This window comes from Blastococcus haudaquaticus (assembly GCF_900230285.1).
GTDB lineage: Bacteria > Actinomycetota > Actinomycetes > Mycobacteriales > Geodermatophilaceae > Blastococcus_B > Blastococcus_B haudaquaticus.
The window spans coordinates 416,433-441,085 of record NZ_OCNK01000003.1 but is presented as its reverse complement, the minus strand read 5'-3'; the positions used below and the strand labels follow the sequence as shown (position 1 = coordinate 441,085).

24 protein-coding genes are annotated in these 24,653 nt (G+C 72.9%); 6 read left to right on the top strand and 18 right to left on the bottom strand.

Annotated elements, in window-relative coordinates:
* Positions 1–13 precede the first annotated feature (13 nt).
* On the top strand, positions 14–1,378 hold the full coding sequence (gene radA / locus CRP30_RS13525; RefSeq protein WP_097184476.1) for a DNA repair protein RadA: 1,365 nt from the start codon (positions 14–16) through the stop codon (positions 1,376–1,378).
* Positions 1,379–1,487: 109 nt separating this feature from the next.
* The gene (gene disA / locus CRP30_RS13520) at positions 1,488–2,573 is read left to right on the top strand and encodes a DNA integrity scanning diadenylate cyclase DisA (protein WP_097184475.1); all 1,086 of its coding nucleotides are present in this window, start codon (positions 1,488–1,490) and stop codon (positions 2,571–2,573) included.
* A 55-nt stretch (positions 2,574–2,628) separates the two neighbouring features.
* Here disA and CRP30_RS13515 read toward each other — a convergent pair whose 3' ends face one another.
* Positions 2,629–3,300, bottom strand: a complete 672-nt coding sequence (locus CRP30_RS13515) for a MucR family transcriptional regulator (protein ID WP_097184474.1) — start codon at positions 3,298–3,300, stop codon at positions 2,629–2,631.
* A gap of 77 nt (positions 3,301–3,377) precedes the next feature.
* On the opposite strand from CRP30_RS13515, the gene CRP30_RS13510 reads away from it, so the two are divergent.
* Positions 3,378–4,265: an iron-sulfur binding domain-containing protein gene (locus CRP30_RS13510; RefSeq protein WP_304528904.1), complete on the top strand. Its 888-nt coding sequence runs from the start codon at positions 3,378–3,380 to the stop codon at positions 4,263–4,265.
* Positions 4,266–4,379: 114 nt separating this feature from the next.
* On the opposite strand, the gene CRP30_RS13505 is transcribed toward CRP30_RS13510, so the two are convergent.
* The 7 genes from CRP30_RS13505 to CRP30_RS13475 all read right to left on the bottom strand — a co-directional run bounded on the left by CRP30_RS13505 (position 4,380) and on the right by CRP30_RS13475 (position 12,450).
* Positions 4,380–6,917: an ATP-dependent Clp protease ATP-binding subunit gene (locus tag CRP30_RS13505; RefSeq protein ID WP_097184473.1), complete on the bottom strand. Its 2,538-nt coding sequence runs from the start codon at positions 6,915–6,917 to the stop codon at positions 4,380–4,382.
* A gap of 408 nt (positions 6,918–7,325) precedes the next feature.
* Positions 7,326–7,670, bottom strand: a complete 345-nt coding sequence (locus tag CRP30_RS13500) for a histone-like nucleoid-structuring protein Lsr2 (protein ID WP_097184472.1) — start codon at positions 7,668–7,670, stop codon at positions 7,326–7,328.
* A 160-nt stretch (positions 7,671–7,830) separates the two neighbouring features.
* On the bottom strand, positions 7,831–9,354 hold the full coding sequence (gene lysS / locus CRP30_RS13495) for a lysine--tRNA ligase (protein WP_097184471.1): 1,524 nt from the start codon (positions 9,352–9,354) through the stop codon (positions 7,831–7,833).
* 45 nt (positions 9,355–9,399) lie between these two features.
* Positions 9,400–10,185 carry a type III pantothenate kinase gene (locus tag CRP30_RS13490; RefSeq protein WP_097184470.1) on the bottom strand — a complete coding sequence of 262 codons (786 nt, stop codon included), beginning with the start codon at positions 10,183–10,185 and terminating at the stop codon, positions 9,400–9,402.
* 50 nt (positions 10,186–10,235) lie between these two features.
* Entirely contained in the window at positions 10,236–10,649 is a 414-nt protein-coding gene (panD, locus tag CRP30_RS13485) for an aspartate 1-decarboxylase (RefSeq protein ID WP_304528903.1), read from the bottom strand.
* A gap of 8 nt (positions 10,650–10,657) precedes the next feature.
* Positions 10,658–11,515: a pantoate--beta-alanine ligase gene (gene panC / locus CRP30_RS13480; protein ID WP_097184468.1), complete on the bottom strand. Its 858-nt coding sequence runs from the start codon at positions 11,513–11,515 to the stop codon at positions 10,658–10,660.
* Positions 11,512–12,450, bottom strand: a complete 939-nt coding sequence (locus tag CRP30_RS13475; protein ID WP_097184467.1) for a Rossmann-like and DUF2520 domain-containing protein — start codon at positions 12,448–12,450, stop codon at positions 11,512–11,514. Before CRP30_RS13475 ends, panC begins: the two co-directional genes overlap by 4 nt.
* A 300-nt stretch (positions 12,451–12,750) precedes the next feature.
* Here CRP30_RS13475 and CRP30_RS13470 point away from each other — a divergent pair, with 300 nt between their 5' ends.
* Positions 12,751–13,491 (top strand): SDR family oxidoreductase, encoded by a 741-nt coding sequence (locus CRP30_RS13470; RefSeq protein ID WP_097184968.1) that lies wholly within the window; start codon positions 12,751–12,753, stop codon positions 13,489–13,491.
* A 3-nt stretch (positions 13,492–13,494) separates the two neighbouring features.
* Here the strand turns inward: CRP30_RS13470 and CRP30_RS13465 are convergent, their stop codons facing one another.
* On the bottom strand, positions 13,495–15,135 hold the full coding sequence (locus CRP30_RS13465; RefSeq protein ID WP_097184466.1) for a DUF6779 domain-containing protein: 1,641 nt from the start codon (positions 15,133–15,135) through the stop codon (positions 13,495–13,497).
* A 92-nt stretch (positions 15,136–15,227) separates the two neighbouring features.
* Between CRP30_RS13465 and CRP30_RS13460 the strand changes: the two genes are divergently transcribed.
* Complete coding sequence (locus tag CRP30_RS13460; protein ID WP_097184465.1) at positions 15,228–15,848, top strand: DUF1684 domain-containing protein; 621 nt, start codon at positions 15,228–15,230, stop codon at positions 15,846–15,848.
* On the opposite strand, the gene CRP30_RS13455 is transcribed toward CRP30_RS13460, so the two are convergent.
* The 3 genes from CRP30_RS13455 to CRP30_RS13445 all read right to left on the bottom strand — a co-directional run bounded on the left by CRP30_RS13455 (position 15,845) and on the right by CRP30_RS13445 (position 18,420).
* Positions 15,845–16,849 carry a glycine betaine ABC transporter substrate-binding protein gene (locus CRP30_RS13455; protein ID WP_097184464.1) on the bottom strand — a complete coding sequence of 335 codons (1,005 nt, stop codon included), beginning with the start codon at positions 16,847–16,849 and terminating at the stop codon, positions 15,845–15,847. The two genes, CRP30_RS13460 and CRP30_RS13455, sit on opposite strands and share 4 nt — an antisense overlap.
* 150 nt (positions 16,850–16,999) lie before the next feature.
* Positions 17,000–17,749 carry an ABC transporter permease gene (locus tag CRP30_RS13450; protein ID WP_235003385.1) on the bottom strand — a complete coding sequence of 250 codons (750 nt, stop codon included), beginning with the start codon at positions 17,747–17,749 and terminating at the stop codon, positions 17,000–17,002.
* Positions 17,728–18,420, bottom strand: a complete 693-nt coding sequence (locus tag CRP30_RS13445) for an ABC transporter permease (RefSeq protein WP_200814740.1) — start codon at positions 18,418–18,420, stop codon at positions 17,728–17,730. The genes CRP30_RS13450 and CRP30_RS13445 overlap by 22 nt, the downstream gene beginning before the upstream one ends.
* Before the next feature lie 26 nt (positions 18,421–18,446).
* On the opposite strand from CRP30_RS13445, the gene CRP30_RS13440 reads away from it, so the two are divergent.
* Complete coding sequence (locus CRP30_RS13440) at positions 18,447–19,646, top strand: ABC transporter ATP-binding protein (RefSeq protein WP_235003384.1); 1,200 nt, start codon at positions 18,447–18,449, stop codon at positions 19,644–19,646.
* Positions 19,647–19,648: 2 nt separating this feature from the next.
* On the opposite strand, the gene CRP30_RS13435 is transcribed toward CRP30_RS13440, so the two are convergent.
* From CRP30_RS13435 to ftsH, 6 genes are all read right to left on the bottom strand, one after another.
* Entirely contained in the window at positions 19,649–20,164 is a 516-nt protein-coding gene (locus tag CRP30_RS13435; RefSeq protein WP_097184463.1) for a DUF3180 domain-containing protein, read from the bottom strand.
* Positions 20,161–20,664, bottom strand: a complete 504-nt coding sequence (folK, locus tag CRP30_RS13430) for a 2-amino-4-hydroxy-6-hydroxymethyldihydropteridine diphosphokinase (RefSeq protein WP_097184462.1) — start codon at positions 20,662–20,664, stop codon at positions 20,161–20,163. The genes CRP30_RS13435 and folK overlap by 4 nt, the downstream gene beginning before the upstream one ends.
* Positions 20,661–21,062 carry a dihydroneopterin aldolase gene (folB, locus tag CRP30_RS13425; RefSeq protein ID WP_097184964.1) on the bottom strand — a complete coding sequence of 134 codons (402 nt, stop codon included), beginning with the start codon at positions 21,060–21,062 and terminating at the stop codon, positions 20,661–20,663. The genes folK and folB overlap by 4 nt, the downstream gene beginning before the upstream one ends.
* Entirely contained in the window at positions 21,055–21,867 is an 813-nt protein-coding gene (gene folP, locus CRP30_RS13420; protein WP_097184461.1) for a dihydropteroate synthase, read from the bottom strand. Before folP ends, folB begins: the two co-directional genes overlap by 8 nt.
* Positions 21,868–21,930: 63 nt before the next feature.
* Positions 21,931–22,521 carry a GTP cyclohydrolase I FolE gene (gene folE, locus CRP30_RS13415; RefSeq protein ID WP_097184460.1) on the bottom strand — a complete coding sequence of 197 codons (591 nt, stop codon included), beginning with the start codon at positions 22,519–22,521 and terminating at the stop codon, positions 21,931–21,933.
* Positions 22,518–24,512, bottom strand: coding sequence for an ATP-dependent zinc metalloprotease FtsH (ftsH, locus tag CRP30_RS13410; RefSeq protein WP_097184459.1), 1,995 nt, complete (start codon positions 24,510–24,512; stop codon positions 22,518–22,520). The genes folE and ftsH overlap by 4 nt, the downstream gene beginning before the upstream one ends.
* Positions 24,513–24,653 lie beyond the last annotated feature (141 nt).

Genomic DNA, 24,653 nt, shown 5'->3' with positions numbered 1-24,653 from the left:
TTAGCGTCGCCGCGTGCCGCCCGCTGGAGTGAAGTCCGCCCGCCCTGCCCACCGCTGCACCGAGTGCGGCTACGCCTCGGCGAAGTGGGTCGGCCGCTGTCCCGAGTGCCAGGCCTGGGGCACCATCCAGGAGTTCGGCTCCGCCACCGCCCCTCTGCGCGCCGTGACCGCGGGGCCGGTCACGGCACCGGCCCGCCCGATCGCCGAGGTCGAGCTCGCCGGCGCCCGAGCGGTCCCCACCGGGATCGCGGAGTTCGACCGCGTCCTCGGCGGCGGCCTGGTGCCCGGCGCCGTCCTGCTGGTCGCCGGTGAGCCCGGCGTCGGGAAGTCCACCCTCCTGCTCGAGGTCGCCCACCGGGTCGCCGAGCGCAACGGTCCGGCGCTGGTGGTGTCGGGTGAGGAGTCCGCCGGTCAGGTGCGGCTGCGGGCCGAGCGGATCGGTGCCCTGCACGAGCGGCTGTACCTCGCCGCGGAGACCGAGCTGTCCGCCGTCATGAGCCACATCGAGCAGGTGAACCCCACGCTCCTGATCCTCGACAGCGTCCAGACCGTCCGGTCGCCGGGCGACGGCACCGACGGCGGGGCGACGCAGGTACGCGCGGTCGCGAGCGCGCTCACCGCCATGTCGAAGAGCCGAGGGATGACGACGATCCTCGTCGGCCACGTCACCAAGGACGGCGCGATCGCCGGCCCGCGCACACTGGAGCACCTGGTCGACGTCGTCATCTCCTTCGACGGCGAGCGGCACTCCACCCTGCGCCTGGTCCGTGCGGTCAAGAACCGGTTCGGCCCGGCCGACGAGATCGGCTGCTTCGAGATCGGCGATGCCGGCGTCGTCGGGGTCCCCGACCCGTCGGCGCTGTTCGTCTCCCGGCGGACGGCGCCCGTCCCCGGCAGCTGCGTCACGGTGACCATGGAGGGCAGCAGGCCGCTGCTGGCCGAGGTGCAGGCGCTCGTGGCGGGTACCGGCGGGGGCGGCTCCCCCCGGCGGGCCGTGAGCGGACTGGACGCGCAGCGGGTGGCCATGGTGAATGCGGTGGTCGAGCGCCGTGGCGGGGTGAAGCTCGCCGACGCCGACGTCTTCGCCGCCTCGGTGGGCGGTGTGCGCATCGCGGAGCCGGCGGCCGACCTCGCACTCGCGCTCGCGATCGCCTCGGCCGCGAAGGACCGCGCCCTGCCGGAGGGCATGGTCGCGCTCGGCGAGGTCGGCCTCTCCGGGGAGATCCGGCGGGTGGGGGGCGCCGGACGCCGGCTGGCGGAGGCGGCCCGGCAGGGCTACACGGCCGCGCTGGTCCCGGTGGACGCCGGGGCTGCACCCCCCGGGATGCGGTTGATCGAGGTGCCCGACCTCGGCGCGGCCTTCCACCGCTTGTTCTAGCTCTCTAGAGTCTCGTTAGGCCCGCCGGCGAGCGGGACCCGACCCGAAGCCCTGGTGAGGCGGGACACGTAGACTCGGCCACCGCACCACTCGACCGTCAGGAGCGCTCGTGCCCACCGAGGTGGATCCCGAGGTCGCGTTGCGCGAGCTCCTCGGCCGCATCGCCCCGGGGACCGCGCTCCGCGACGGGCTGGAGCGCATCCTGGCCGGCCGCACCGGCGCTCTCATCGTCCTCGGCTACGACCGCGTCGTCGAGTCGCTCTGCACCGGTGGGTTCGCCCTCGACGTGGCCCTGTCGGCGACCCGGCTGCGGGAGCTGGCCAAGATGGACGGCGCGGTGATCGTCTCCTACGACGGCACCCGGATCGTCCGCGCCGGCGTCCACCTCATGCCCGACCCGACGATCCCCACCGAGGAGTCGGGCACCCGGCACCGGACGGCGGAGCGGGTGGCCCTGCAGACCGGCTTCCCGGTCATCTCGGTCAGCCAGTCGATGCACATCATCAGCGTCTACGTCGCGGGCCGGCGGTACACGCTCGAGCACCCGACGACGATCCTGGCGCGGGCCAACCAGGCCCTCGCTGCCCTGGAGCGCTACAAGCTCCGCCTGGACGAGGTGGCCAGCACCCTGTCGGCGCTGGAGATCGAGGATCTCGTCACCGTCAGGGACGCGATGAGCGTGAGCCAGCGGCTGGAGATGGTGCGGCGGATCGCCGACGAGATCGAGGGCTTCGTCGTCGAGCTCGGCACCGACGGCCGCCTGCTGGCGCTGCAGCTCGACGAGATGCTGGCCGGCGTGGAGGAGGACCGCGGGCTGCTCGTCCGCGACTACCTGCCCAACGGTGGCCGACGTCCCCGGACCATCGACCAGGTGCTCGTCGACCTGCGGGCGCTCACCGCGACCGAGCTGCTCGACCTCTCGGCCGTGGCGCGCTGCTACGGCCTCCCGACGTCGCCGGACGCGCTCGACTCCCCCGTCAGCCCACGGGGCTACCGCCTGCTCAACCGGGTGCCCCGACTGCCCTCGGGGATCATCGACCGGCTGGTCGACCACTTCGGCGGCCTCCAGAAGCTGCTGGCCGCCACCATCGAGGACCTGCTGGCCGTCGAGGGCGTCGGCGAGGCGCGCGCCCGCGGCATCCGCGAGGGCCTGTCGCGCCTGGCCGAGACCTCGATCCTCGACCGCTACAGCTGACGTCCTCCGTCGCTCCACTCCCCGCGCGCTCGGAGCGGTCTCCTGACGGGGGGCGTCATTCGAGGGCGAGGGTGGCGTCCGGGGAGACCTTCGTGTCCAGCCGGGCGCGCAGCACGTAGGTCCCGGGGGCCGGCGCGACCCGCTCGGCGGTGCAGGTCGGCTCGCTGGTGAGTCCGCTCCACACGAGCGGGACGGTCACCACCTCACCGGGTGCGAGGGTTCGGGCGTCGACCGTGGCCTCGGGGAAGCAGTCGTTGCTCCCCCAGACGCGCGTGCCGGCGGCGTCGAACATGACGATCTCCTGCAGGTTCTTGTCCAGCGGGCGGACGCAGGGCACCGCCGAGACGTTCCCGACCGCCAGCTCGAACGTCGGCTTGCTGCCGACGGCGGCCGTGCGCGGCGTGCGCACCTCGAGGGCGAGCATGGCGTCGGTGCACGACCCGCCGGCGGTCGGGGCCGGGGCGGCCGCCTGCGCCGCGGCAGCGGCCGGCGTCACCGGCGGTGGGTCCGGGGTGGCGACGGCGCTCAGCGAGGGCACCACGCGCGCCAGCGCCGGCTCGGGCAGCGGCCGGGAGGCATCCGAGGCCGCCGCGTCGTCGTCCCGACCCGCCAGGAGCGTGAACCCCAACCATCCTGCACCGCCGAGCACGCCCAGCAGCACGATCAGGACGACCAGCCGCCGTCGCCAGTAGACGCGCGCCGGGAGCTCGCCGACCGGGTGCCACACGCGAGGAACCGTAGTGGGCACCGCCGGGCGGGGTCGGGTCGGCACGCCGCTCCCCCCGGACGGCAGACTGGTCCTCCGTGACCAGCCTCCCGCCCCGGGGTGCGATGGTCGGCGACACGATCGTCGACTGGTACGCCGGCGCCGCCCGCGACCTGCCCTGGCGCCGGCCCGGCGTCGACGCGTGGGCCGTCCTGGTCAGCGAGGTGATGCTGCAGCAGACCCCCGTCGCCCGCGTCGAACCGGTCTGGCGGGAGTGGATGGACCGGTGGCCGACGCCGGGCCATCTCGCGGCTGTCGCGCCGGCGGACGTCATCCGGGCCTGGGGCAAGCTCGGCTATCCCCGCCGGGCCCTGCGGCTGCGCGAGACGGCGGTCGCCGTGGTGGAGCGGCACGGAGGGGTCGTCCCGGACGACGTAGCGGCGCTGGAGGCCCTGCCGGGCATCGGGACCTACACCGCCCGGGCGGTGGCGTGCTTCGGCTACGGGCAGCCCCAGCCGGTGGTGGACACCAACGTCCGCCGGGTGGTGGCCCGCCTCGTGCACGGCTGGGCGGAGGCAGGGAACGCCCGCGCTGCGGATCTCACCGACATCGGAGCGCTGGCACCCACGGACACCGCGCGGGCGACCCGGTTCTCGGTCGCCGTCATGGAGCTCGGGGCACTGGTGTGCGTCGCCCGCACGCCGCGCTGCGGTGCCTGTCCGGTGCGGGACCGGTGCGCCTGGCGGCTCGCCGGCTCCCCGGTACACGACGGCCCGGCCAAGCGGGTGCAAAAATTCGCTGGCACCGACCGCCAGGTGCGGGGGCGGCTGCTCGACGTCCTCCGGGCCGCGCACGAGCCGGTGGACGCGGCAACCCTCGAGCCGGCGTGGGACGACGCGATCCAGCGGAGCCGCTGCCTGGACTCGTTGCTCACCGACGGCCTGGTCGAGCAGACCGCCGACGGCCTCTTCCGCCTGCCGGCCTAGGGGCCATAGTGGCCACTTCGGCCCCTGACCCTCGGAGGCGGAGGGGCCCCGGGGACGACGGAGGGCCGCCCCCACCTCGCGGTGGGGACGGCCCTCGTCGGTCGTGCCGGGGAGTTACTCGGCGGCTGCCGCCGGGCCTTCCTCGTCACCCTCGGCGCCCGTGAGGGCCACCGGCGGGGTGTCGGGGACGGCGATCGGCTTGGGCTCGCCGCGGAAGGTGAACTTCTGCGCGGCACCCTCGGCGTCGTCGACGTCCACCACGATGATCTGACCAGCGGTCAGCTCGCCGTAGAGGATCTTCTCCGACAGCGCGTCCTCGATCTCCCGCTGGATGGTCCGGCGCAGCGGCCGGGCACCCAGGACCGGGTCGAAGCCCCGGTGCGCCAGCAGCTTCTTCGCGGCCGGGGTGATCTCCAGCGCCATGTCCTTGTTCGCCAGCTGGCCCTCGACGCGAGCGACCATGAGGTCGACGATCTCGATGATCTCGTTCTCGGTCAGCTGGTGGAACACGACGATGTCGTCGATGCGGTTGAGGAACTCCGGCCGGAAGTGCTGCTTGAGCTCTTCGTTGACCTTGAGCTTCATCCGCTCGTAGTTGCTCTGGGTGTCATTCCCGACCTGGAATCCGAGACCCACGGCCTTCGAGATGTCGCGGGTACCGAGGTTGGTCGTGAGGATCAGGATCGTGTTCTTGAAGTCCACGATCCGGCCCTGACCATCCGTGAGCCGGCCGTCCTCGAGAACCTGCAGCAGCGTGTTGAACACATCTGCGTGCGCCTTCTCGATCTCGTCGAAGAGGACCACCGAGAACGGCTTGCGCCGCACCTTCTCGGTCAGCTGCCCACCCTCGTCGTAACCGACGTAACCGGGAGGGGCACCGACCAGTCGCGAGACGGTGAATCGGTCGTGGAACTCACCCATGTCGATCTGGATGAGCGCGTCGTCCTCGCCGAACAGGAACTGCGCCAGAGCCTTCGCCAGCTCCGTCTTACCGACACCCGAGGGGCCGGCGAAGATGAAGGAACCACCGGGACGGCGCGGGTCCTTGAGACCTGCACGCGTGCGCCGGATCGCCTGGCTGACGCTCTTGATGGCCTCTTCCTGGCCGATGATCCGCTTGTGGAGCTCGTCCTCCATGCGGAGCAGACGCGTGGTCTCCTCCTCGGTCAGCTTGAAGACCGGGATGCCCGTCCAGTTGGCGAGGACCTCGGCGATCTGCTCGTCGTCGACCTCGGCGACGACATCCATGTCGCCGGCCTTCCACTGCTTCTCGCGCTCGGCCTTCTCCGACAGCAGCGTCTTCTCCTTGTCGCGGAGGGACGCGGCCTTCTCGAAGTCCTGGGCGTCGATCGCCGACTCCTTCTCGCGGCGGATGCCGGCGATCCGGTCGTCGAACTCGCGCAGGTCCGGCGGGGCGGTCATCCGCTTGATCCGCATCCGGGCGCCGGCCTCGTCGATCAGGTCGATCGCCTTGTCGGGCAGGAAGCGGTCGGAGATGTACCGGTCGGCCAGCGTCGCGGCGGCCACCAGGGCGGCGTCGGTGATGCTGATCCGGTGGTGCGCCTCGTAGCGGTCGCGCAGACCCTTGAGGATCTCGATGGTGTGCTGCAGCGTCGGCTCGCCCACCTGGATGGGCTGGAAGCGGCGCTCGAGAGCGGCGTCCTTCTCCAGGTGCTTGCGGTACTCGTCGAGCGTCGTGGCGCCGATGGTCTGCAGCTCACCGCGGGCCAGCATCGGCTTGAGGATGCTGGCGGCGTCGATCGCGCCCTCGGCGGCACCCGCACCGACGAGGGTGTGGATCTCGTCGATGAACAGGATGATGTCGCCGCGGGTGCGGATCTCCTTGAGGACCTTCTTGAGGCGCTCCTCGAAGTCACCGCGGTAGCGGGAACCGGCGACGAGCGCGCCGAGGTCCAGCGTGTAGAGCTGCTTGTCCTTCAGCGTCTCGGGCACCTCGCCCTTGACGATCGCCTGCGCGAGACCCTCGACGACGGCGGTCTTGCCGACGCCGGGCTCGCCGATGAGGACCGGGTTGTTCTTGGTCCGCCGCGACAGGACCTGCATGACCCGCTCGATCTCCTTGGCCCGCCCGATGACCGGGTCGAGCTTGGAGTCGCGCGCGGCCTGGGTCAGGTTGCGGCCGAACTGGTCGAGGACCAGCGAGGTCGACGGCGTGCCCTCGGCGGGGCCGCCGGCCGCGGCCGGCTCCTTGCCCTGGTAACCCGAGAGCAGCTGGATGACCTGCTGGCGGACGCGGTTGAGGTCGGCGCCGAGCTTCACGAGGACCTGGGCGGCGACGCCCTCGCCCTCGCGGATCAGGCCGAGCAGGATGTGCTCGGTGCCGATGTAGTTGTGGCCCAGCTGCAGAGCCTCGCGCAGCGAGAGCTCCAGCACCTTCTTCGCCCGCGGGGTGAAGGGGATGTGGCCGGACGGGGCCTGCTGGCCCTGGCCGATGATCTCCTCGACCTGCTGGCGGACGCCCTCGAGCGAGATGCCCAGGGACTCCAGTGCCTTGGCAGCGACGCCTTCACCCTCGTGGATCAGGCCCAGGAGGATGTGCTCGGTGCCGATGTAGTTGTGGTTGAGCATCCGGGCCTCTTCTTGGGCCAGGACAACAACGCGGCGGGCTCGGTCGGTGAACCGTTCGAACATCTGCTGCTTCTCCTTCGACCGGCTGGTCCGGCACTGTCCTTCCCTGTGCTGGGGAAGGCGCACCCGACATCCGTCGGCGCTGGGGGCACCGGTCATTCCACTGTAGTCGCGGACCACGCCGTCCTGTCGTGAGTGCACGGGACGGTGGGTGGCTGTCCGGTCCAACTGATGGTGGCCGACGCCTGTTCCGGTGCGGTTACGCCGTCAGCGGACGCCCTGATCCGTGCAGGTGGGGTGGCTGCGGCGACCACCGACCACCGGGAACGACGACGGCCCGGTCCCCCCATACAGGGAACCGGGCCGATCGGCGCGCAGACACGCGCGGGCACCCCAGACGTCACAGTGGTGACCGGAAGGACCTCGTGCCTCTCAGCCCTCGCAGCTCGGGCCAGGCCTCCGCACGAAGCCTTAGTGCGCGGCCTCGTAGGCGTCGACGACGCTGGCCGGGATGCGACCGCGGTCGCTCACGTTGTGGCCGTTCTTGCGGGCCCAGTCCCGGATGGCACCGGCCTGCTCGCGGTCCATGCGGCCACCGGTGGCCCGGCTGCGTCCGCCACCGGACGCGCGGGTACCGCGACCCACCTTGCGGGCGGCGGAGACATAGCGGGAGAACGCGTCGCGCATCTCCTTGGCATTCTTGTCCGCCAGGTCGATCTCGTACGAGGTGCCGTCGAGGGAGAAGCTCACCGTCTCGTCGGCCGGGAGGTTCTCGTCGAGGTCGTCGCTCAAGATGACCTGAACCTTGCGTGCCATATGCCATTCCTCATTTCACAGCGACCCGGGAGTCGAACTCAAAGTGACGCCCGGCGGGCGACAGAAGCCATTACATCACAGTGCGGCGCCATTCAGGGCGCACTGTGCGCGATGCTGCTCCTTGGTGTGAAACGACTCATCCCGGTTCCACTGTTTTTCGTCACTGCTGGGCGATAGGGCGTACCAGTGGGAAGAGGATGGTCTCCCGAATTCCGAGACCGGTGAGGGTCATCATCAACCGGTCCATACCCATACCCATACCGCCGGTCGGCGGCATTCCGTACTCCAATGCCTCGAGGAAGTCCTCGTCCAGTGCCATGGCCTCGGGATCGCCGGCCGCGGCGAGCGCCGCCTGCGCGGTGAACCGTTCCCGCTGCACGACCGGGTCGACCAGCTCCGAGTAGGCGGTGGCCCGCTCGATCCCGCCGATGTAGAGATCCCACTTCTCCGCCACCCCGGGCGTCGAGCGGTGCGCCCGCGTCAAAGGCGAGGTGTCCACCGGGTAGTCGATGACGAAGGTCGGCGCCTGCAGGGTGTCCTGGACCAGGGCCTCGAAGAGCTCCTCCACGACCTTGCCCGGCAACCACGCCGGGTCGACACCGACGTCGTGCGCCTCGGCGATCGCGCGGAGCTGCTCGATCGGCGTCTCGGGGGTCACCGGTTCGCCGACGGCGTCGGACACGACGGAGTACAGCGGCACCTGCGGCCACTCCCCCGACAGGTCGACCTCCGTGCCGTCGTGGTGCCGGGCCACGTGGTCACCGAAGAGGGCCAGACAGCACTCCTGGATGAGCTCGCGAGTGAGGGTCGCCATCACCTGGTAGTCCGCGTACGCCTGGTAGGTCTCGAGCATCGCGAACTCCGGGGAGTGCGAGCTGTCGGCGCCCTCGTTGCGGAAGTTCCGGTTGATCTCGAAGACCCGGTCCAGCCCGCCCACGATGCAGCGCTTGAGGAACAGCTCGGGCGCGATGCGCAGGAACAGGTCGAGGTCGAATGCATTCATGTGCGTGCGGAACGGCCGGGCCGCCGCCCCGCCGTGCACCGTCTGCAGCATGGGGGTCTCGACCTCGAGGAAGCCGCGCGAGGAGAGCCCCGCCCGAAGCGTCGACATGACCGTGGCCCGCTGACGGACCGTGCGGCGGGCCTCGTCGCGGACGATGAGGTCCACGTAGCGACGGCGGACCCGCAACTCCTCGCTCATCGGCTTGTGTGCCACCGGGAGCGGCCGCAGCGACTTCGAGGTCAGCTGCCAGGAGTCGGCGAACACCGAGAGCTCGCCGCGGCGCGACGTCCCGACCTCGCCGGTGACCAGGACGTGGTCACCGAGGTCGATGTCGGCCTTCCACGCGGCCAGGGACTCCTCCCCCACGCGGTCTCGCGAGAGCATGACCTGCAGTTCGGCGTCGCCCTCCCGGAGCGTGGCGAAGCAGAGCTTGCCGGTGTTCCGGAAGAAGATGACCCGGCCCGTGACACCGGCCGTCTCACCCGTCATCGTGTCCGGCTCGAGGTCGGGGTGCGCGGCCCGGACGGCGGCGAGGGTCGTCGTGCGGGCGACGGCCACCGGGTAGGGGTCGGTGCCGCTCGAGCGGAGGCGGTCCAGCTTCGCCCGCCGGACCCGCATCTGCTCGGGAAGCTCTTCAGGAGCTGACTCGTCGGTGTCCGGTACGGCGGGGCCTTCACTCACGGGGGCAGAGCCTACGGGCAGCGGATCGCCCCGCTCCGCGCGGAACTACCTGGCCTGGTGGCGCTGGAAGGCCAGTCGCAGGCCGTGGACGGTCAGGTCGGGCTCCCGCTCGCCTATGGAGCGGCAGCTGTCGACGACGAGCGGCGCGAGCCCGCCCGTGGCCACGACGACCGGCGCCGCTCCGAACTGGGCGACGATCTCCGCCGCGATCCGGGCGACCAGCCCGTCGACCAGGCCGGCGAAACCGAGCACGAGACCCGACTGGAGGGCCGCGACGGTGTTCTTCCCGATGGCCTGGGCCGGGACGGTGAGCTCCACCGATCGCAGCTGCGCGGCCCGGGTGGCCAGCGCATCCAGGCTGACCTCCACGCCCGGCGCGAGCGCCCCGCCCAGGAACTGTCCGTCCGGGCCGATGGCGTCGACGTTGGTGGAGGTGCCGAAGTCCACGACGACGACCGGCCGGCCGCGGCCGTCGGGCCAGCGGCCGAACAGCTCGTGGGCGGCCAGCGCCGTCACGACCCGGTCCGATCCGACCTCACGCGGGTTGTCCACGTGCAGCGGGACGCCGGTCCGCACGCCCGGCCCGATCAGGACGACCGGCACCTCCAGCGAGTCCAGCAGCTGGCGCAGTGACGGCAGCAGCGCGGGCACGGTGGAGCAGGCGGCGACGCCGGTGATCTCGCTGTCGCGCATGAGCCCGCGCCACAGCATCCGCAGCTCGTCCGCGGTGGCCCGCGGCGCGGTGGTCACCCGCCAGCAGTCGACCCGCTCCTCGCCGTCGAACGTGGCGAGGACAGTCTGGCTGTTGCCGACGTCAACGGTGAGCAGCACGGCTCAGTCCACCGTTCGGAGGGCCGAAATGGCCATTGTGGCCCTGCGGGTCACCGGACGGGGACGCCGAGGTCGCTGCGCTGCTGGTCGGCCGCTCCCGGTACCGGAGCCGACGGGTCGCCCCCGAGCTCGACGATGCGGTTGGCGCCGTCGACGTGCACGACCTTGGGGATGTAGCTCTTCGCCTCGGTCTCGTCCATGACGCCGTAGCTGATCATGATCACCATGTCGCCCGGGTGGACCAGGTGGGCGGCGGCCCCGTTGATCCCGATGACGCCGCTGCCGCGCTCGCCGGGGATCACGTAGGTCTCCAGGCGGGCGCCGTTGGTGATGTCGACGATCGCGACCTGCTCACCGGGGAGCAGGTCGGCGGCGTCCAGGAGGTCCTCGTCGATCGTCACCGAGCCCACGTAGTGCAGATCGGCCTGGGTGACCGTCGCCCGGTGGATCTTGGACTTGAGCATCGTGCGCATCATCGGGGCTCTCCCAGGTCTACGGCTGCGTTGTCGAGGAGTCGGGTGCTGCCGGCGCGGACGGCGACCAGCAGGCGGGCGGGGCCGGCGGCCGGAGCCGGTCCCAGATCGGTATCGGTGAGTTCGAGGTAGTCCTGGAGCAGCGCCGGCTCTGCGTCGAGGACTGCACGGGCGGCGGCCAGGACGGCGTCGGCACCGCCGGGACCCGCGGCGGCACCCGCGCGCAGGGCGGCGGAGATCGTCGCGGCGGCCGACCGCTGGGCCGGATCGAGGTAGCGGTTGCGACTGGACAGGGCCAGCCCGTCCTCCTCGCGGACGGTGGGGACGCCCACGACCCCGACCGGGAGCGCCAGCTCGCGGGCCATCGCCCGGATGAGCGTGAGCTGCTGGTAGTCCTTCTCGCCGAAGAGGGCGAGGTCGGGGCGGACGAGGCCGAACAGCTTGGCGACGACGGTGAGCACGCCGGCGAAGTGGCCCGGCCGCACAGCGCCCTCGAGCACCGCCGCCAGCGGCCCCGGATCGACGGTCACCCCGACCGCACCGGGCGGGTAGACCTCGTCGACCGGCGGGTGGAACACCACGTCGGCGCGCTCCTCGGCCAGCGCGGCGAGGTCGGCGTCCCAGGTGCGCGGGTAGCGGTCGAAGTCCTCGCCGGGACCGAACTGCGTCGGGTTGACGAACACCGAGACGACGACGGTGGCCGCCTGCTCGCGAGCGGCGCGGACCAGTGTCCGGTGCCCCTCGTGCAGCGCGCCCATCGTCGGCACCAGCGCGACCGGCCCGGGGAGCCCGGCCAGCAGGGCGCGCAGCTCGTCGACGGTCTCGGCGACAGCGGGCGTGGTGACCACGGCGGTCACCGGAGGGGGGTCTCGTCGCGCGCCAGGAGGTCGAGCAGGGGCGCGCCCTCGTGCCGCTTGAGCCGGCCGGCAGCGAGCGCCCGCTCGGTCGTCCGCCTCGCCATGGCGACGTAGGACGCCACGGAGTCGGGCGCACGGTCGGCGAGGGTCTCCAGGTGGTCCCGCACCGTGCCGACGTCCCCCCGGCTGACCGGGCCGGTCAGCCCGCGGTCGCCGCGGCGCAGGCCGTTGTCCAGGGCGGCGGTGAGCAGCGGCGCCAGTACCTGGGCCGGGTCGGGAACGCCGGCCGCGCGGAGCAGGTCGGCCGCCTCGGCGACGAGGGTGACGAGGTGGTTGGCGCCGGTGACCAGGGCCGCGTGGTAGAGCCGCCGGTCCTCCTCGGCGACGAAGAACGGCTCGCCGCCCATCTCGAGGACGAGTGTCTCGGCCACCGGGCGGAACTCGGGGCGGCTGGTGACGCCGAACGGGGCGCCGGTGAGCCGGTCGGCGTCCTCCGGGGCGCCGGAGAAGGTCATCGCCGGGTGGAGCGCCAGGGGCAGGACACCGGCCTGCTCGGCCGGGGCCAGGACGGCCAGGCCGTGGGCGCCGGACGTGTGGAACGCGAGCTGGCCGGCCCGCCAGGCGCCGGTCCCGGCGAGCCCGGAGACCAGGCCGGCGAGCGTGTCGTCGGGAACGGCGAGGACCACCAGGTCGGAGGCGGCGACGACCTCGTCGGCGGGGACCAGCGGCGTGCCGGGGAGCAGCCGGGCAGCGCGCTCGGCGGAGGCGGCGGAGAGCCCGGAGGCGGCGACCACCTCGTGGCCGGCGGCGGCGAGAGCGGCGCCGAGCACGGCACCCACCCGGCCGGCGCCGATGACGCCCACGCGGAGGCGGGCGGGCGCGTGAGCGGCCGGTTCCAGGCCGGCAGCACGAACGTTCCTGCGGCGTGCAGGCATCGGTGCACCTCTCGTTCCAGTCCCTCGCGGGTACCGGACGTCGGTCGCGGCCCTCGTCGTCGGGGACCGCCTGGGTCGTGCGGTGGTGCGGCCGTGCTGGTGGCGCCGTCCCGCTGCAACCGGATGTGTCGCGCAGGTCGACCGCCGATGGCGAGTGTGTGACCGGTTCCGGCGGGCCGCAACGTCTGGCGACTGTGTCGTGCCTCACGCAACGCTCGGGCCCACCCGGACGGGTGGGACGGACCGGCCCTAGCGTGGGGCGACTCGGGAGACGGACGACGGGAGCACCACGTGGGCGAGATGGACGGCCGGACGGCGCTGGTGACGGGTGGCAGCCGGGGGATCGGGCTGGCGATCGCGCGGAGCCTGGTGGACCGGGGGGCGCGCGTCGTCGTCACCGCGCGCAAGCCCGACGCCCTCGCCGAGGCGGTGGAGAGCCTGGGCGGGCCGGAGGTCGCCGTGGCGGTGGCCGGCCACGCCGGCGATGCCGCGCACCGCGCACAGGCGGTGCGCACGGCGGTGGAGACCTTCGGCAGTCTCGACATGCTGGTCGGCAACGTCGGGGTGAACCCGGTCTACGGGCCCCTGACCGACCTGGATCTCGACGCCTTCCGCAAGATCCTCGACACCAACGTGGTGTCCTCCCTCGGTCTGGTGCAGGAGGCGTGGCAGGCCTGGATGTCCGAGCACGGCGGCTCGGTCCTCTTCGTCGCCTCGGTGGCCGGCCTCCGGTCGTCGGAGAACATCGGGGCCTACGGCGTGAGCAAGGCCGCCGTCATCAACCTGACGACGCAGCTCGCCGTCGAACTGGGGCCGACGGTCCGGGTCAACGCCGTGGCCCCGGCCGTGGTGAAGACCCGGTTCGCCGGCGCCCTGTACGAGGGGCGGGAGGAGGCGGTGGCCGCCGAGTACCCGGTCGGGCGGCTCGGTGTGCCGGAGGACGTCGGCGAGGCCGCCGCCTACCTGCTCGGCGACGGGGCCGGCTGGGTGACCGGGCAGACGCTCGTGCTGGACGGCGGCCGGCTCTCGCGCGGCCGCTGAGAGTCAGTCGGTGCGGAGCACCCGGGCGAGCACGTCGTCCGGCTCGTCCTCGTCCCGGTAGCGACGACGGCGCCGCCCGCCGGAACTGGGGGTCACCCCGTTCTCGGCCAGGATGTCGGACAGCCGCTTCTCCTGGGACGGCGGTCGGGACGGTTCGGCCGGCGGCTCCGGAACGCGGACGCGGTAGCCACCGCGGTCGTCGACGCGCACTCCCGGGTTCGCCGGGACGGCCGGGCGCTGCATGGTCGTGGCCACCATCGGATCTGCCGGCACGTCGTCCCCACGGCGCCGATGCGGAGGCACCTCCGGACGGAAGGACGTCGGCTCCGCGTCGAGCAGCGAGCGCGCGGCCAGCCACTCCATCGGCGACGGCAACGGCTCAGGGGCAGCCACCGGCGGTGCGACGGCGGGCGACGACGTCGTCCGCGGGACGTCGTCCGACCGGGGCGTCATCGGGAACGAGGTGGTCGGTGGGAGCGGTGCGGCGTCGTGGCGGGCGGAGGCGCCCGCGTCGGCGTGCCCGGTGAGCGACCACAGCGGGGTGTCGTCGTCGAGGGCGTCGCGGCCCCGGCTCACCGGTGCCCGCCGGTCCTCCGGCATCGGCGACCACCGGTCCTGCTCCCGGGGCGGCGCGGGATGGGCCCACGGCTCCGGGCCCACGGATTCCCACGAGGCGGTCGACGGGGTCTCCCAGGAGGACGGCGCGAGGCTCTCCCACGACGCCGTCGCCGGTGCCTGCCGGGATCGCCGGGGCTCCGGGTCGGACTCCCAGCTGGGCCGCCAGGACGGCGACGGCACGGGCCGGGACTGCGGTGTGGGCGGCGGAGGCACCGGCGGCCGGGCGGCCCGCTCGGTCCGCACCTGCTCGGCGTGGCGGGTCTCCCGCGGCTCGTCGAGCCGGACGGCCGGCCAGCCGCCGGTCAGCTCCCGCGGCGGGGCGTCGTCGGCCCACCGCATCGCCGCGTCGATCGTCCGTCCCGGCGCGTCGTGCAGGTCGGCGCCCGGCCGGCCGGCCTGGGTGCGCATTACGATGCGCTCGATGAGCATCTCGCTCGACAGCTGTTCGGTCAGCTCCTGCCGGAACCTGCCCATGTCGGCCCGCAGCTCCGCCAGCTGGCCCAGGTCCTGCCGCAGGCCGGTCAGCGCCGCGACGTCGTCGCGGAGGGCGGCGACACGCGCCACCTCCTCGCGCAGTGCGGGGAGGGCCGCGAGGTCGGTCCGCAGCTCGGCGACACGGGCGACCTCGTCGCGCAGGTCGCTCAACCCCGCCAGGTCCTCGCGCAGCGCGTCGAGCTCGGCGCGCATCGAGTCCTCGGCCTCGCGGCGCAGGTCGGCCTCGAGCTCCAGTTCGTACTCGCGGCGCGCGGCGACCTCGCGCTCCAGCTCGGCCTGGTAGGCCCGGCGCAGCTCGGTCTCGCGGGCCCGCGCGGCCGCCCGGTCGGTGGACCGGGCGCCGGCCGCGAACGTGGCCAGGACGAACGCCCAGGCCACACCCACGACGGCGAGCCGGAGGACCTGCGCGTTGTCGGTGAGGAAGACCGCGAGCGTGGCCGCGATGGCGAGCGCGAAACCGCCGGCCTGGACCATCGTGCGGCGGTCGAGGGCACCACTGCGAGGAGCGACGTCGTCCTCGCGCAGGGGCATGGGCCCAGCGTAGCGGCGGAAGCGACCGTCCTCCGGGAGGACTTTTCGGTCGTGACCGAGCTGTCGCCGGACGCTGCTGCCAGAGTGGCGCTGTGACCCTCACCCTGCTCGGGTGGCGCCGGGACGTGGCCGCCCTGTACGCCGCGGCCCGCGCCGCGGGCGATCCGGAGACGGGCTGGCGGACGTGGCGCGACGGCCGGGACGAGCTGTTCGCCGGTCATCCCGACTCCCCGCTCGGGGAGTCGGCGCGCGCCGCGTTCACCGGGCTGCCCTACGCCGGCTACGACCCCGCGCTCCGGTTCGAGGCGGTCCTCGAGCCCGCCGGGCCCCGTCGGCTGGAGGTGCCCACCGCCGACGACGGGACGGTGCCCCTCGACCGGATCGGCACCGTGACGCTGGGCGGGCAGGGACACGACCACGTGGGCCGGCTGGACGTGTGGTGGCTGGGCGGGTACGGCGGCGGGGTCTTCCTGCCCCTTCGCGACGGCACCGCCGGGACCACCACGTACGGCGGCGGCCGCTACCTGCTCGACACGATCAAGGGTGCCGACCTGGGCGGCGACGGCTCCCGGCTGGTGGTCGACCTCAACTTCGCCTACCACCCGTCCTGCACCTACGACCCGGGCTGGTCGTGCCCCCTGGCCCCCGAGGGCAACCGGGTGCCGACCCCGGTCGCCGCCGGGGAGCAGTTGCCCCCCGGCGGCTGGTACTAGCCCTGGGCGAGGGCGCCGTCGGAGCTGAAGATCAGTCCGATCGAGACCTCGCCCTGCTGGATGGCGGCCTTGGTCAGCGGACCGCCGGTGTCGCCGTACTCCTGGAACTCGGCGAACTCCAGGCCGTAGGTCTCCTCGAGACCCAGCTGGCAGAACGGGCGCTCCGGGCACTCGGCCGGGCCGCCGAGGATCAGGGAACCGTCACCGCAGGCCTCGGCCAGCTCGGACAGGGTGGTGACACCCAGCTCGTCGGCGAACGCCTGGGTCACGGCGAACGCGTTCTGGTCGACCGCCTCGGACGGCGTGCCGAAGGCCAGGCCGTTCGTCTCGGCCAGCGGCTGGAGGGCCGCCAGGGTCTCGTCGGCGTCGGGGCTGGCCACCTGGTTCGCCTCGTCGCCCTCCAGGAACTCCGTGACGGTGGCGAGGTACTCGGGGAAGACCTGGATCTCGGCGCCGTCGATCAGGGCCTGCAGGTACAGCTCCCGGCTGCCCACCTCGCGGACGGAGGCGTCGAAGCCGGCGGCCCCGAGGACCTCGGCGTAGATGTTGGCCAGGATCGTGGACTCGGTGAAGCCGGCGCCGCCGACCGCGACCGCCCCGCTCCCCTGCTCCAGCCCCTCGGTGACGCCGTTCTCCTCGACCCAGGCCGCGGCGACCTCCTCCGCGCTCTGCCGCTCGACGTCGACGGCAGCGTTCATCTCCACCAGGTCCTCGGTGGTCAGCGCCGCCGAGACGGCGTTCAGGGCCGGCAGCAGCGCCGGCTGCGACTGCGCCGTCTGCGCGTTGACCGCGGGGAGGACGTTGTCGGCCAGCTGGAGGTTCTTGTCGTCCTCGAGTGCGACGAGCTGGTCGCCCGGGACGGGAGCGCAGGTCTCACCGGCGGCCGCGCTGCCCCCGGTGTCCTCATCTCCCCCGTTGCCGGAGGAACCGGACTCCCCGCACGCCGCGGTCAGGGCGACCGCGAGAGCGAGAGGAGCGATGATCCGAGTGCGTGCGCGCATGGTTGGACGCCCCGCCTTCTGTGTCCCGTGACGGACCGGCCGTCACGCGTGTCTGGCGAGAGGATTCCCGCGGCTCCATCGAACACCGTCGATTGCGCACAACGCAATCGAGTTCGCGCATCATTGCTGCACGGTGACCCGGCGGACCGCTCAGAGCGGCATACCGGCCGCGGTGGGTTCCGGTCCGGCAGCGGGGTGCCGGCGGCCGGACGAGAACGGCGACGTGCGGCGGCCCGGGGTGACCGCCCGGGAGAGGAGGACCAGCAGCAGTTCGGTGAGCAGTGCGAGGACTGCGATGAGGAACGCCCCCGCGATGATCTGCCCGTAGTCCTGCTGGCCGAAGCCGAGCGCCACGATGCGGCCGAGCCCGCCGCCCGCGACCAGCGCCGCCAGGGACGCGGTGGCGACGACCTGCACCGCCGCCGTCCGCACGCCCGTCATCACCAGCGGGAGCGCCAGCGGGAGCTCCACCCGCCGCACGATCTGCCCACGGCTCATGCCCATGCCGCGGGCGGCCTCGCGGACGTCGGCGTCGACGCCGCGGAAGCCGACGTACGTGTTGGTCAGGATCGGCGGCACCGCGAAGACCGCGAGGGCGATCGTGGTCGCCGTCGCCCCGAAGCCGATGGGGCTCACCGCGAACAACGTGAGCAGCGCGAGGGTCGGGACCGCCCGGCTGACGTTGGACAGCACCACGACCGCGCCGCGGCCGCGACCGGCGCTGCCCAGGGCGATCCCCACGGGGACGGCGACGACGATCCCGGCCAGGACGGCGATGACCGAGATCCGCAGGTGCTCGCCGAGCAGTTCGAGGATGCCGTTCGGCCGCGTCCAGTTGAACGGGTCGTTGAGGTAGACGACCGCGTCGCCGAGGCCGTTCACGTCCGCGCCCGGGCCCACGGCGTGACCAGGCGCTCCACGCCGGCCAGCAGCACGTCGGCGACGAGCGCCAGCAGCACGCAGCCCACCGCCCCGGTGACGATCTCCGCCCGGTAGAAGTTGGCGTTGAAGCCGCCGGTGATGAGCTGGCCGAGCCCGCCGTGCCCGACCAGCACCCCGACGGTGGTCAGCGCGACCGTGGACACGGTGGCGATCCGCAGCCCGGCCATGAACGCCGGCAGGGCGAGCGGCAGCTCGATCCGCCAGAACAGGCCCAGCGGCCCGTAGCCCATGCCCCGCGCCGCCTCCCGGACGTCGTCCGGGACGCCCTGCAGGCCGGTCAGGAAGTTCCGGACGAGGATGACCAGGGAGTACGCGGCCAGGCCGATCAGCACGGTTTCCGCCGACAGCCCCGTGAACGGGAAGACGAAGGCGAACATCGCCAGCGACGGGATCGTGTAGACGATCGTGGACAGCGCCAGCACCGGTCCGGCCAGGAACCGGCTGCGGCGCGCCACCACCGCCAGCGGGAGCGCGATCGCGGCGCCGATCAGGACCGCGCCGACGGTCAGCCGCACGTGCTCGCCCAGGTACCCCATGATGGTGTCCCAGTTGTCGGTCACGTAGCCACCGTCGAACCACGGGTTGGGCGCCTCGTCGAGTGCGAGCACCGAGCCCCCAGCCGCGCTCACCGGGCGCCGTCCAGGAAGGCCACGTCGTGGACGCTACTGCCCAGGCCCTGGACTCCGCGAGGACTCCGGACGGGAGCACCCGCGCCGCCGAGATCCGGCTGGAGGGCGTCAGCAAGGTCTTCGCCGACGGCACGGTGGGGGTGGCCGAGCTCGACCTCACCTTCGCCGCCGGCGAGCTCACCGTCCTCGTCGGACCGTCGGGGTGCGGCAAGACGACGACGATGAAGATGATCAACCGCCTGATCGAGCCGACGACCGGCCGCATCCTCATCGCCGGCGAGGACGTGACCCGGGCCCGGCCCGACGAACTGCGGCGGCGGATCGGCTACGTCGTCCAGAGCATCGGGCTGTTCCCGCACCAGACGGTGCGCACCAACGTCGGCACGGTCTGCCGCCTGCTCGGCTGGGACCGGGCCCGCACCCGGGCGCGCGTCGACGAGCTGCTGTCCACCGTCGGTCTGGACCCGGCCGTGCACGGCGACCGCTATCCCGCGCAGCTCTCCGGTGGCCAGCGCCAACGAGCCGGGGTGGCCCGGGCACTGGCGGCCGACCCTCCGGTGCTGCTGGTGGACGAGCCCTTCTCCGCCGTCGACCCGGTCGTCCGCGAGCGGCTCCAGTCGGAGTTCCTGAGGCTCCAGCAGACCGTCCGCAAGACGATCGTGTTCGTCACCCACGACATCGAGGAGGCCGTGCGGATCGGTGACCGGATCGCCGTGATGAGCCAGGGTGGGCACGTGGAGCAGTACGCCACCCCGGCCGAGCTGCTCGGCCGGCCGGCGAACGCGTTCGTGGCCGATTTCGTCGGCGCCGACCGCGGGCTCAAGCGCCTCGCCGTCACCGGGATCGACGCCGCGGATCTGGAGCAGCCGCCCGTCGTGCACGTCGCCGACGGTCTCGCCGACGCGCGCGCCGCGATGGAGCGGACCGGCGCGCGGTGGGCCGTCGTCCTCGACGACGCCGGACGCCTGCACGGATGGCTGTCGGCGGAGCGGTCGCGGGGCGCGGGGACGGTGGCGACGACGGCCCGCCGCATGGAGGCCTGGGTGTCCCAGGACGCCTCGCTCAAGGCGGCGTTCAGCACGATGCTGCAGCACGAGGCCGGCTGGGTGGCGGTGCTCGACGGGGACCGCTTCCTCGGGGTGCTGACCCCCGAGTCGCTGCACGCCGCCCTGCGCCGGTCGGTGGAGGGACGCGTCCCCGAGACCGCCGGGGCCGCCCAGCTGTAGCGCTAGGCGCTGACGCCCTCCGAGGGGTCCTGTTCCTGGGGTGGGACCCGGCAGACCGATTCCAGCCACAGCGCCGCGGCGACGAGGGCCCCTGACCCGACGATGCCGATCAGCGCTGCGACGGTGTCCCCCGACGCCGCCTGCAGCCGTCCCACCGCGGGGCCGACGTGCAGCAGCACACCCGCCCAGACGCCGAGGAAGACCGCACCCACGTAGGCGCTGGCCTGGGCGAGGACGGCCAGGCGGGCGACGAGCATCGGCTCGACCGGCCGGACGGGGACGTCGCGCGACACAGCGGCGGGTGTCCCCGACCGGGTGCGCGCCTCGCGGAGGGCGGTGAGCCGTGCCTTGAGGGTGCGCGCCCCGAGCGCCTCCGCCAGCGCCAGCACGGCCAGCGGCAGCGGCTGCCACCACTGCAGCGCAGGGAGCTCGCCGTACCAGGTGCGGACGAGCAGCCAGGTGGCGACGGCGAGGCCGGCAGCGAGGACCAGCAGGTCACGGCGGCGGACGGGTGTCAATGCAGGTGGTCCCAGCGCGTGACGGCCAGCTTCTCGTCGGCCGGCAGGGCGGCCAGCAGGTCGGCGACCCGCCCCTTGCCCGGCAGCACCGCCCCCGGGTCCAGGCTCGACCACGGCAGCAGGACGAACGCGCGCTCGTGGGCCCGCGGGTGCGGCAGGGTGAGCTGTGGATCGTCGGAGGTCACGGGCGTGCCGTCGTCCTCGGTCACCGTGACGACGTCGACGTCGAGGGTGCGGGGCCCCCAGCGCACCTCGCGGGTGCGACCGGCGGCCTGCTCCAGTTCCTGCGCGCGGGCGAGCCATCCCGCGGCGTCCCGCGGGCCCCGGACCACGACGACGGCGTTCAGGTACGGCGGCTGCTCGACCGGGCCCCAGGGCGGGGTCTCGTACAGCGTCGACCGGGCCACGAGGCCGTCGTCCTTCAGCGCCGTGATGGCGGCCCGGATCGCGCCGGCCCGGTCACCGAGGTTCGCGCCGAGGGAGAGCACCGCGCGGGTCATGCGCGCGCCCGGCGGATCGTGACCGAGACGTCGTCGAAGGGGACACCGAGCTCGGCCTGCGGCTTGTGCACGGTGATCTCGACGGCGTCGACGAGCGCGTTGGCCAGGCAGACCCGCGCGAGGCGCTCGGCCAGCGTCTCCAGCAGGCTGACCGGCTCACCGGTGAGCACCGCGTACAGCTGCTGGGCGAGCTCGGCGTAGTTGACGGTCTTGTCGAGGTCGTCGCCTGCCGCCGCGGCCCGCGTGTCCAGCTCCAGGACGGCGTCGACGCGGAACATCTGACCGCGCTCGCGCTCGAAGGCGTAGACACCGTGGTGCGCATGGCCGCGGACGCCCCGCAGCGCGATCCGGTCCGGAGCTGGGCCCGAGGTGTCGGGGCGGGTGGAGGACTCAGCCACGACCGGTACCCCGTGCCGCACGGACGGCCGCCACGGTGCGCACGGCGTCGGCGGAGGCGGCCGCGTCGTGGACGCGGACGCCCCACACGCCGGCTTCGGCCGCCAGCACGGTTGTGGCCAGCGTGGCGTCGTCGCGCAGCTCGGCCGGCCGCACCGCGCCGTCCGGTGCGGCGAGCAGCCGGCCGAGGAACGTCTTGCGGGACGACCCGACCAGGACGGGCAGTCCGAGACCGACGAGCCGGTCGAGCCCGGCCAGGAGGGACCAGTTGTGCTCGGCGCGCTTGGCGAAGCCGAGCCCCGGGTCGAGGACCAGCTGCTCGGGCGCGACACCGGCAGCGACGACGTCCTCGACGCGCGCGGTCAGCTCGGCGCAGACCTCGGTGACCACGTCGCCGTACTGGGCGGCGGCGTACATCTCGCGGCTGTGCCCGCGCCAGTGCATGAGCACCCAGGGCACTCCCGCTTCGGCGACCAGCTCGGCCATGTTCTTGTCGGCGAGGCCGCCGCTGACGTCGTTGACCAGGCTCGCGCCGGCCCCGATCGCCGCCTCGGCCACCTCGGCCCGGGTCGTGTCGACGCTGGTCCGCACGCCCGCCGCCGTCAGCTCGCGGATGACCGGCAGCACCCGGGCACGCTCCTCGTCGGCGTCCACGCGGTCGGCGCCGGGCCGGGTGGACTCCCCGCCGACGTCCACGTAGTCCGCCCCCGCGGCGTGCATGTCCAGACCGTGCGCTACCGCCGAGGCGGTGTCGGCGAAGCACCCGCCGTCGGAGAAGGAGTCCGGCGTGACGTTCAGGACGCCCATCACGACGCACCGCCCGGGTCGCGGGAGGGCGATCACCGGCCGTAGTCCCGGCTCACTCGACCGTCACCCGCGCATCACCAGGCTCATCGCCTCGCTCCGGGTGGCCGGGTTGTCCCGGAACAGGCCCCGCACCGCGGAGGTGACCGTCGTCGACCCGGGCTTGCGGATGCCCCGCATCGCCATGCACAGGTGCTCGGCCTCGATGACGACGATGACGCCTCGCGGCTTGAGGACGTCGTTCAGCGCGTCCGCGATCTGGCGGGTCATCCGTTCCTGCACCTGCGGGCGGCGCGCGAACACCTCGACCAGCCGGGCCAGCTTGGACAGGCCGGTCACCCGGCCGTCCTCGGCCGGGATGTACCCGACGTGCGCGCGGCCGTGGAACGGGACCAGGTGGTGCTCGCAGGTCGAGTACATCGGGATGTCCTTGACCAAAACCATCTCGTCGTGGTCCTCGTCGAACGTCGTCCCGAGGATCTCGTACGGGTCCTGCCAGAGGCCCGAGAACGTCTCGGCGTACGCCCGGGCCACCCGGGCGGGCGTCTCCGCCAGGCCGGGCCGGTCGGGATCCTCCCCGATCGCCAGGAGCAGCTCGCGGACGGCAGCGGCCGCCCGTTCCTGGTCCACCTGACCGGACGGACTCGGGTCGCTCATCTCTGAGCGGGCGCCCCGACGTCGCCCACGGGGGTGGCCCCGCTCGTGTGGCCGTTGACCGCGCCGCCGTTCTGCGCGGCCACCTCGGCGGGGGTGAGCACCGGCGGCTGGTCGGACGGCGTCCGCTTGCCGAACCCGTTGTAGGGCGCGAGGGAGGGACGCTTGGTGACCGGGGCGCAGATGCGGTCCATGTCCTCCTTGGAGAGCGTCTCCTTCTCCATGAGCTCGAGGACGAGCTGGTCGAGCACGTGCCGGTGCTCCACCAGGATCTCCCAGGCCTCGTCGTGCGCGGCCTCGATCAGCGCGCGGATCTCCGCGTCGATGTCGGCGGCCACGGCCTCGGAGTAGTCGGGCCGGGAGCCCATGTCGCGGCCGAGGAAGGGCTCGGCGTCGGTGCTGCCGTACTTGACCGCGCCGAGCTTGGCGCTCATCCCGTACTGGGTGACCATCGCGCGGGCCATCGAGGTGGCCTTCTCGATGTCGTTGCCCGCACCGGTCGTCGGCTCGTGGAAGACCAGCTCCTCGGCCGCCCGCCCGCCCAGGGCGTAGGCCAGGGTGTCGATCATCTCCGAGCGGGTCTGCGTGTACTTGTCCTCGGTCGGCAGCACCAGGGTGTGCCCGAGCGAGCGGCCGCGCGGCAGGATCGTGACCTTGTGCACCGGGTCGAGGTTCGGCAGCGCGTGCGCCACGAGAGCGTGCCCGCCCTCGTGGTAGGCGGTCACCTTCTTCTCCTTCTCGCTCATCGCCCGCGTCTTGCGCTCGGGGCCGGCGATGACCCGGTCGATCGCCTCCTCGAGGTACTCGTCCGTGATCAGCGACCCGTTGTTCCGGGCGGTGAGCAGCGCGGCCTCGTTGAGGACGTTGGCCAGGTCGGCCCCGGTGAAGCCCGGGGTCCGGCGGGCCACGGTCTCCAGGTCGACGTCCGGCGCGAGCGGCTTGCCCTTGGCGTGCACCGAGAGGATTGCCTTGCGGCCGAGCAGGTCGGGCCGGTCGACGGCGATCTGCCGGTCGAAGCGGCCGGGACGAAGCAGCGCGGGGTCGAGGATGTCCGGGCGGTTCGTGGCGGCGATCATGATCACGCCGCCCTTGACGTCGAAGCCGTCCATCTCGACGAGCATCTGGTTGAGGGTCTGCTCGCGCTCGTCGTGGCCGCCGCCCATGCCGGCGCCGCGGTGGCGGCCGACGGCGTCGATCTCGTCGACGAAGATGATCGCGGGGGCGTTGGTCTTGGCCTGCTCGAACAGGTCGCGGACGCGGCTGGCGCCGACGCCGACGAACATCTCGACGAAGTCCGAGCCCGAGATCGAGAAGAACGGCACCCCGGCCTCGCCGGCCACGGCCCGGGCCAGCAGCGTCTTGCCGGTCCCGGGAGGACCGAAGAGCAGCACGCCCTTGGGGATCTTCGCGCCCACGGCCTGGAACTTGACCGGGTTCTGCAGGAACTCCTTGATCTCGTGGAGTTCCTCGATGGCCTCGTCGGCGCCGGCGACGTCGGAGAACGTCGTCTTCGGGGTGTCCTTGGTGACCTGCTTGGCCTTGGACTTGCCGAACTGCATGACGCCGCGGCCGCCGCCCTGCATGGAGTTGAAGAGCCAGAACAGCAGGAGCAGGAGGATCAGGAACGGCAGGAAGCTGACCAGCAGGCTGACCAGGAGGCTCTGCTGGGTGACGTTGGTGTCGAAGTCGACGGCGTCGACGTCACCCTGGCCGGTGACCAGGTCGTAGACGTCCTCGGAGGCGCCGAGGGGGTAGGACGCGGTGATCTTGTCGCTGCCCTGGACCTCGTCGCCGACCTCGAGGTCGAGCGTCTGCTCCTTGTCGTTGATCGTCGCGGACTCGACGTTGCCGTCCTGGAACTGGGCGAGCGCCACGGAGGTCGAGACCTCTTTGAAGCCCCCGTTCCCACTGAAGAAGGACGAGAACGTCAGGGCCACCAGGACGACGAGGACGACCCAGAACCACACCGAGCGGAAGATCTTCTTACGTTCCATACACCGATGCCGGGCGCCGGGAGAACCGGACTGCCCGTCGACCCTCCTGATCGTCCGGGGACGCCACGTGCGATCCGGGCGGGGACCCCGGCGCCGGGAGCAGCGTCGTCGGAATCGACGGTACACCGGGGCACCTGTGGA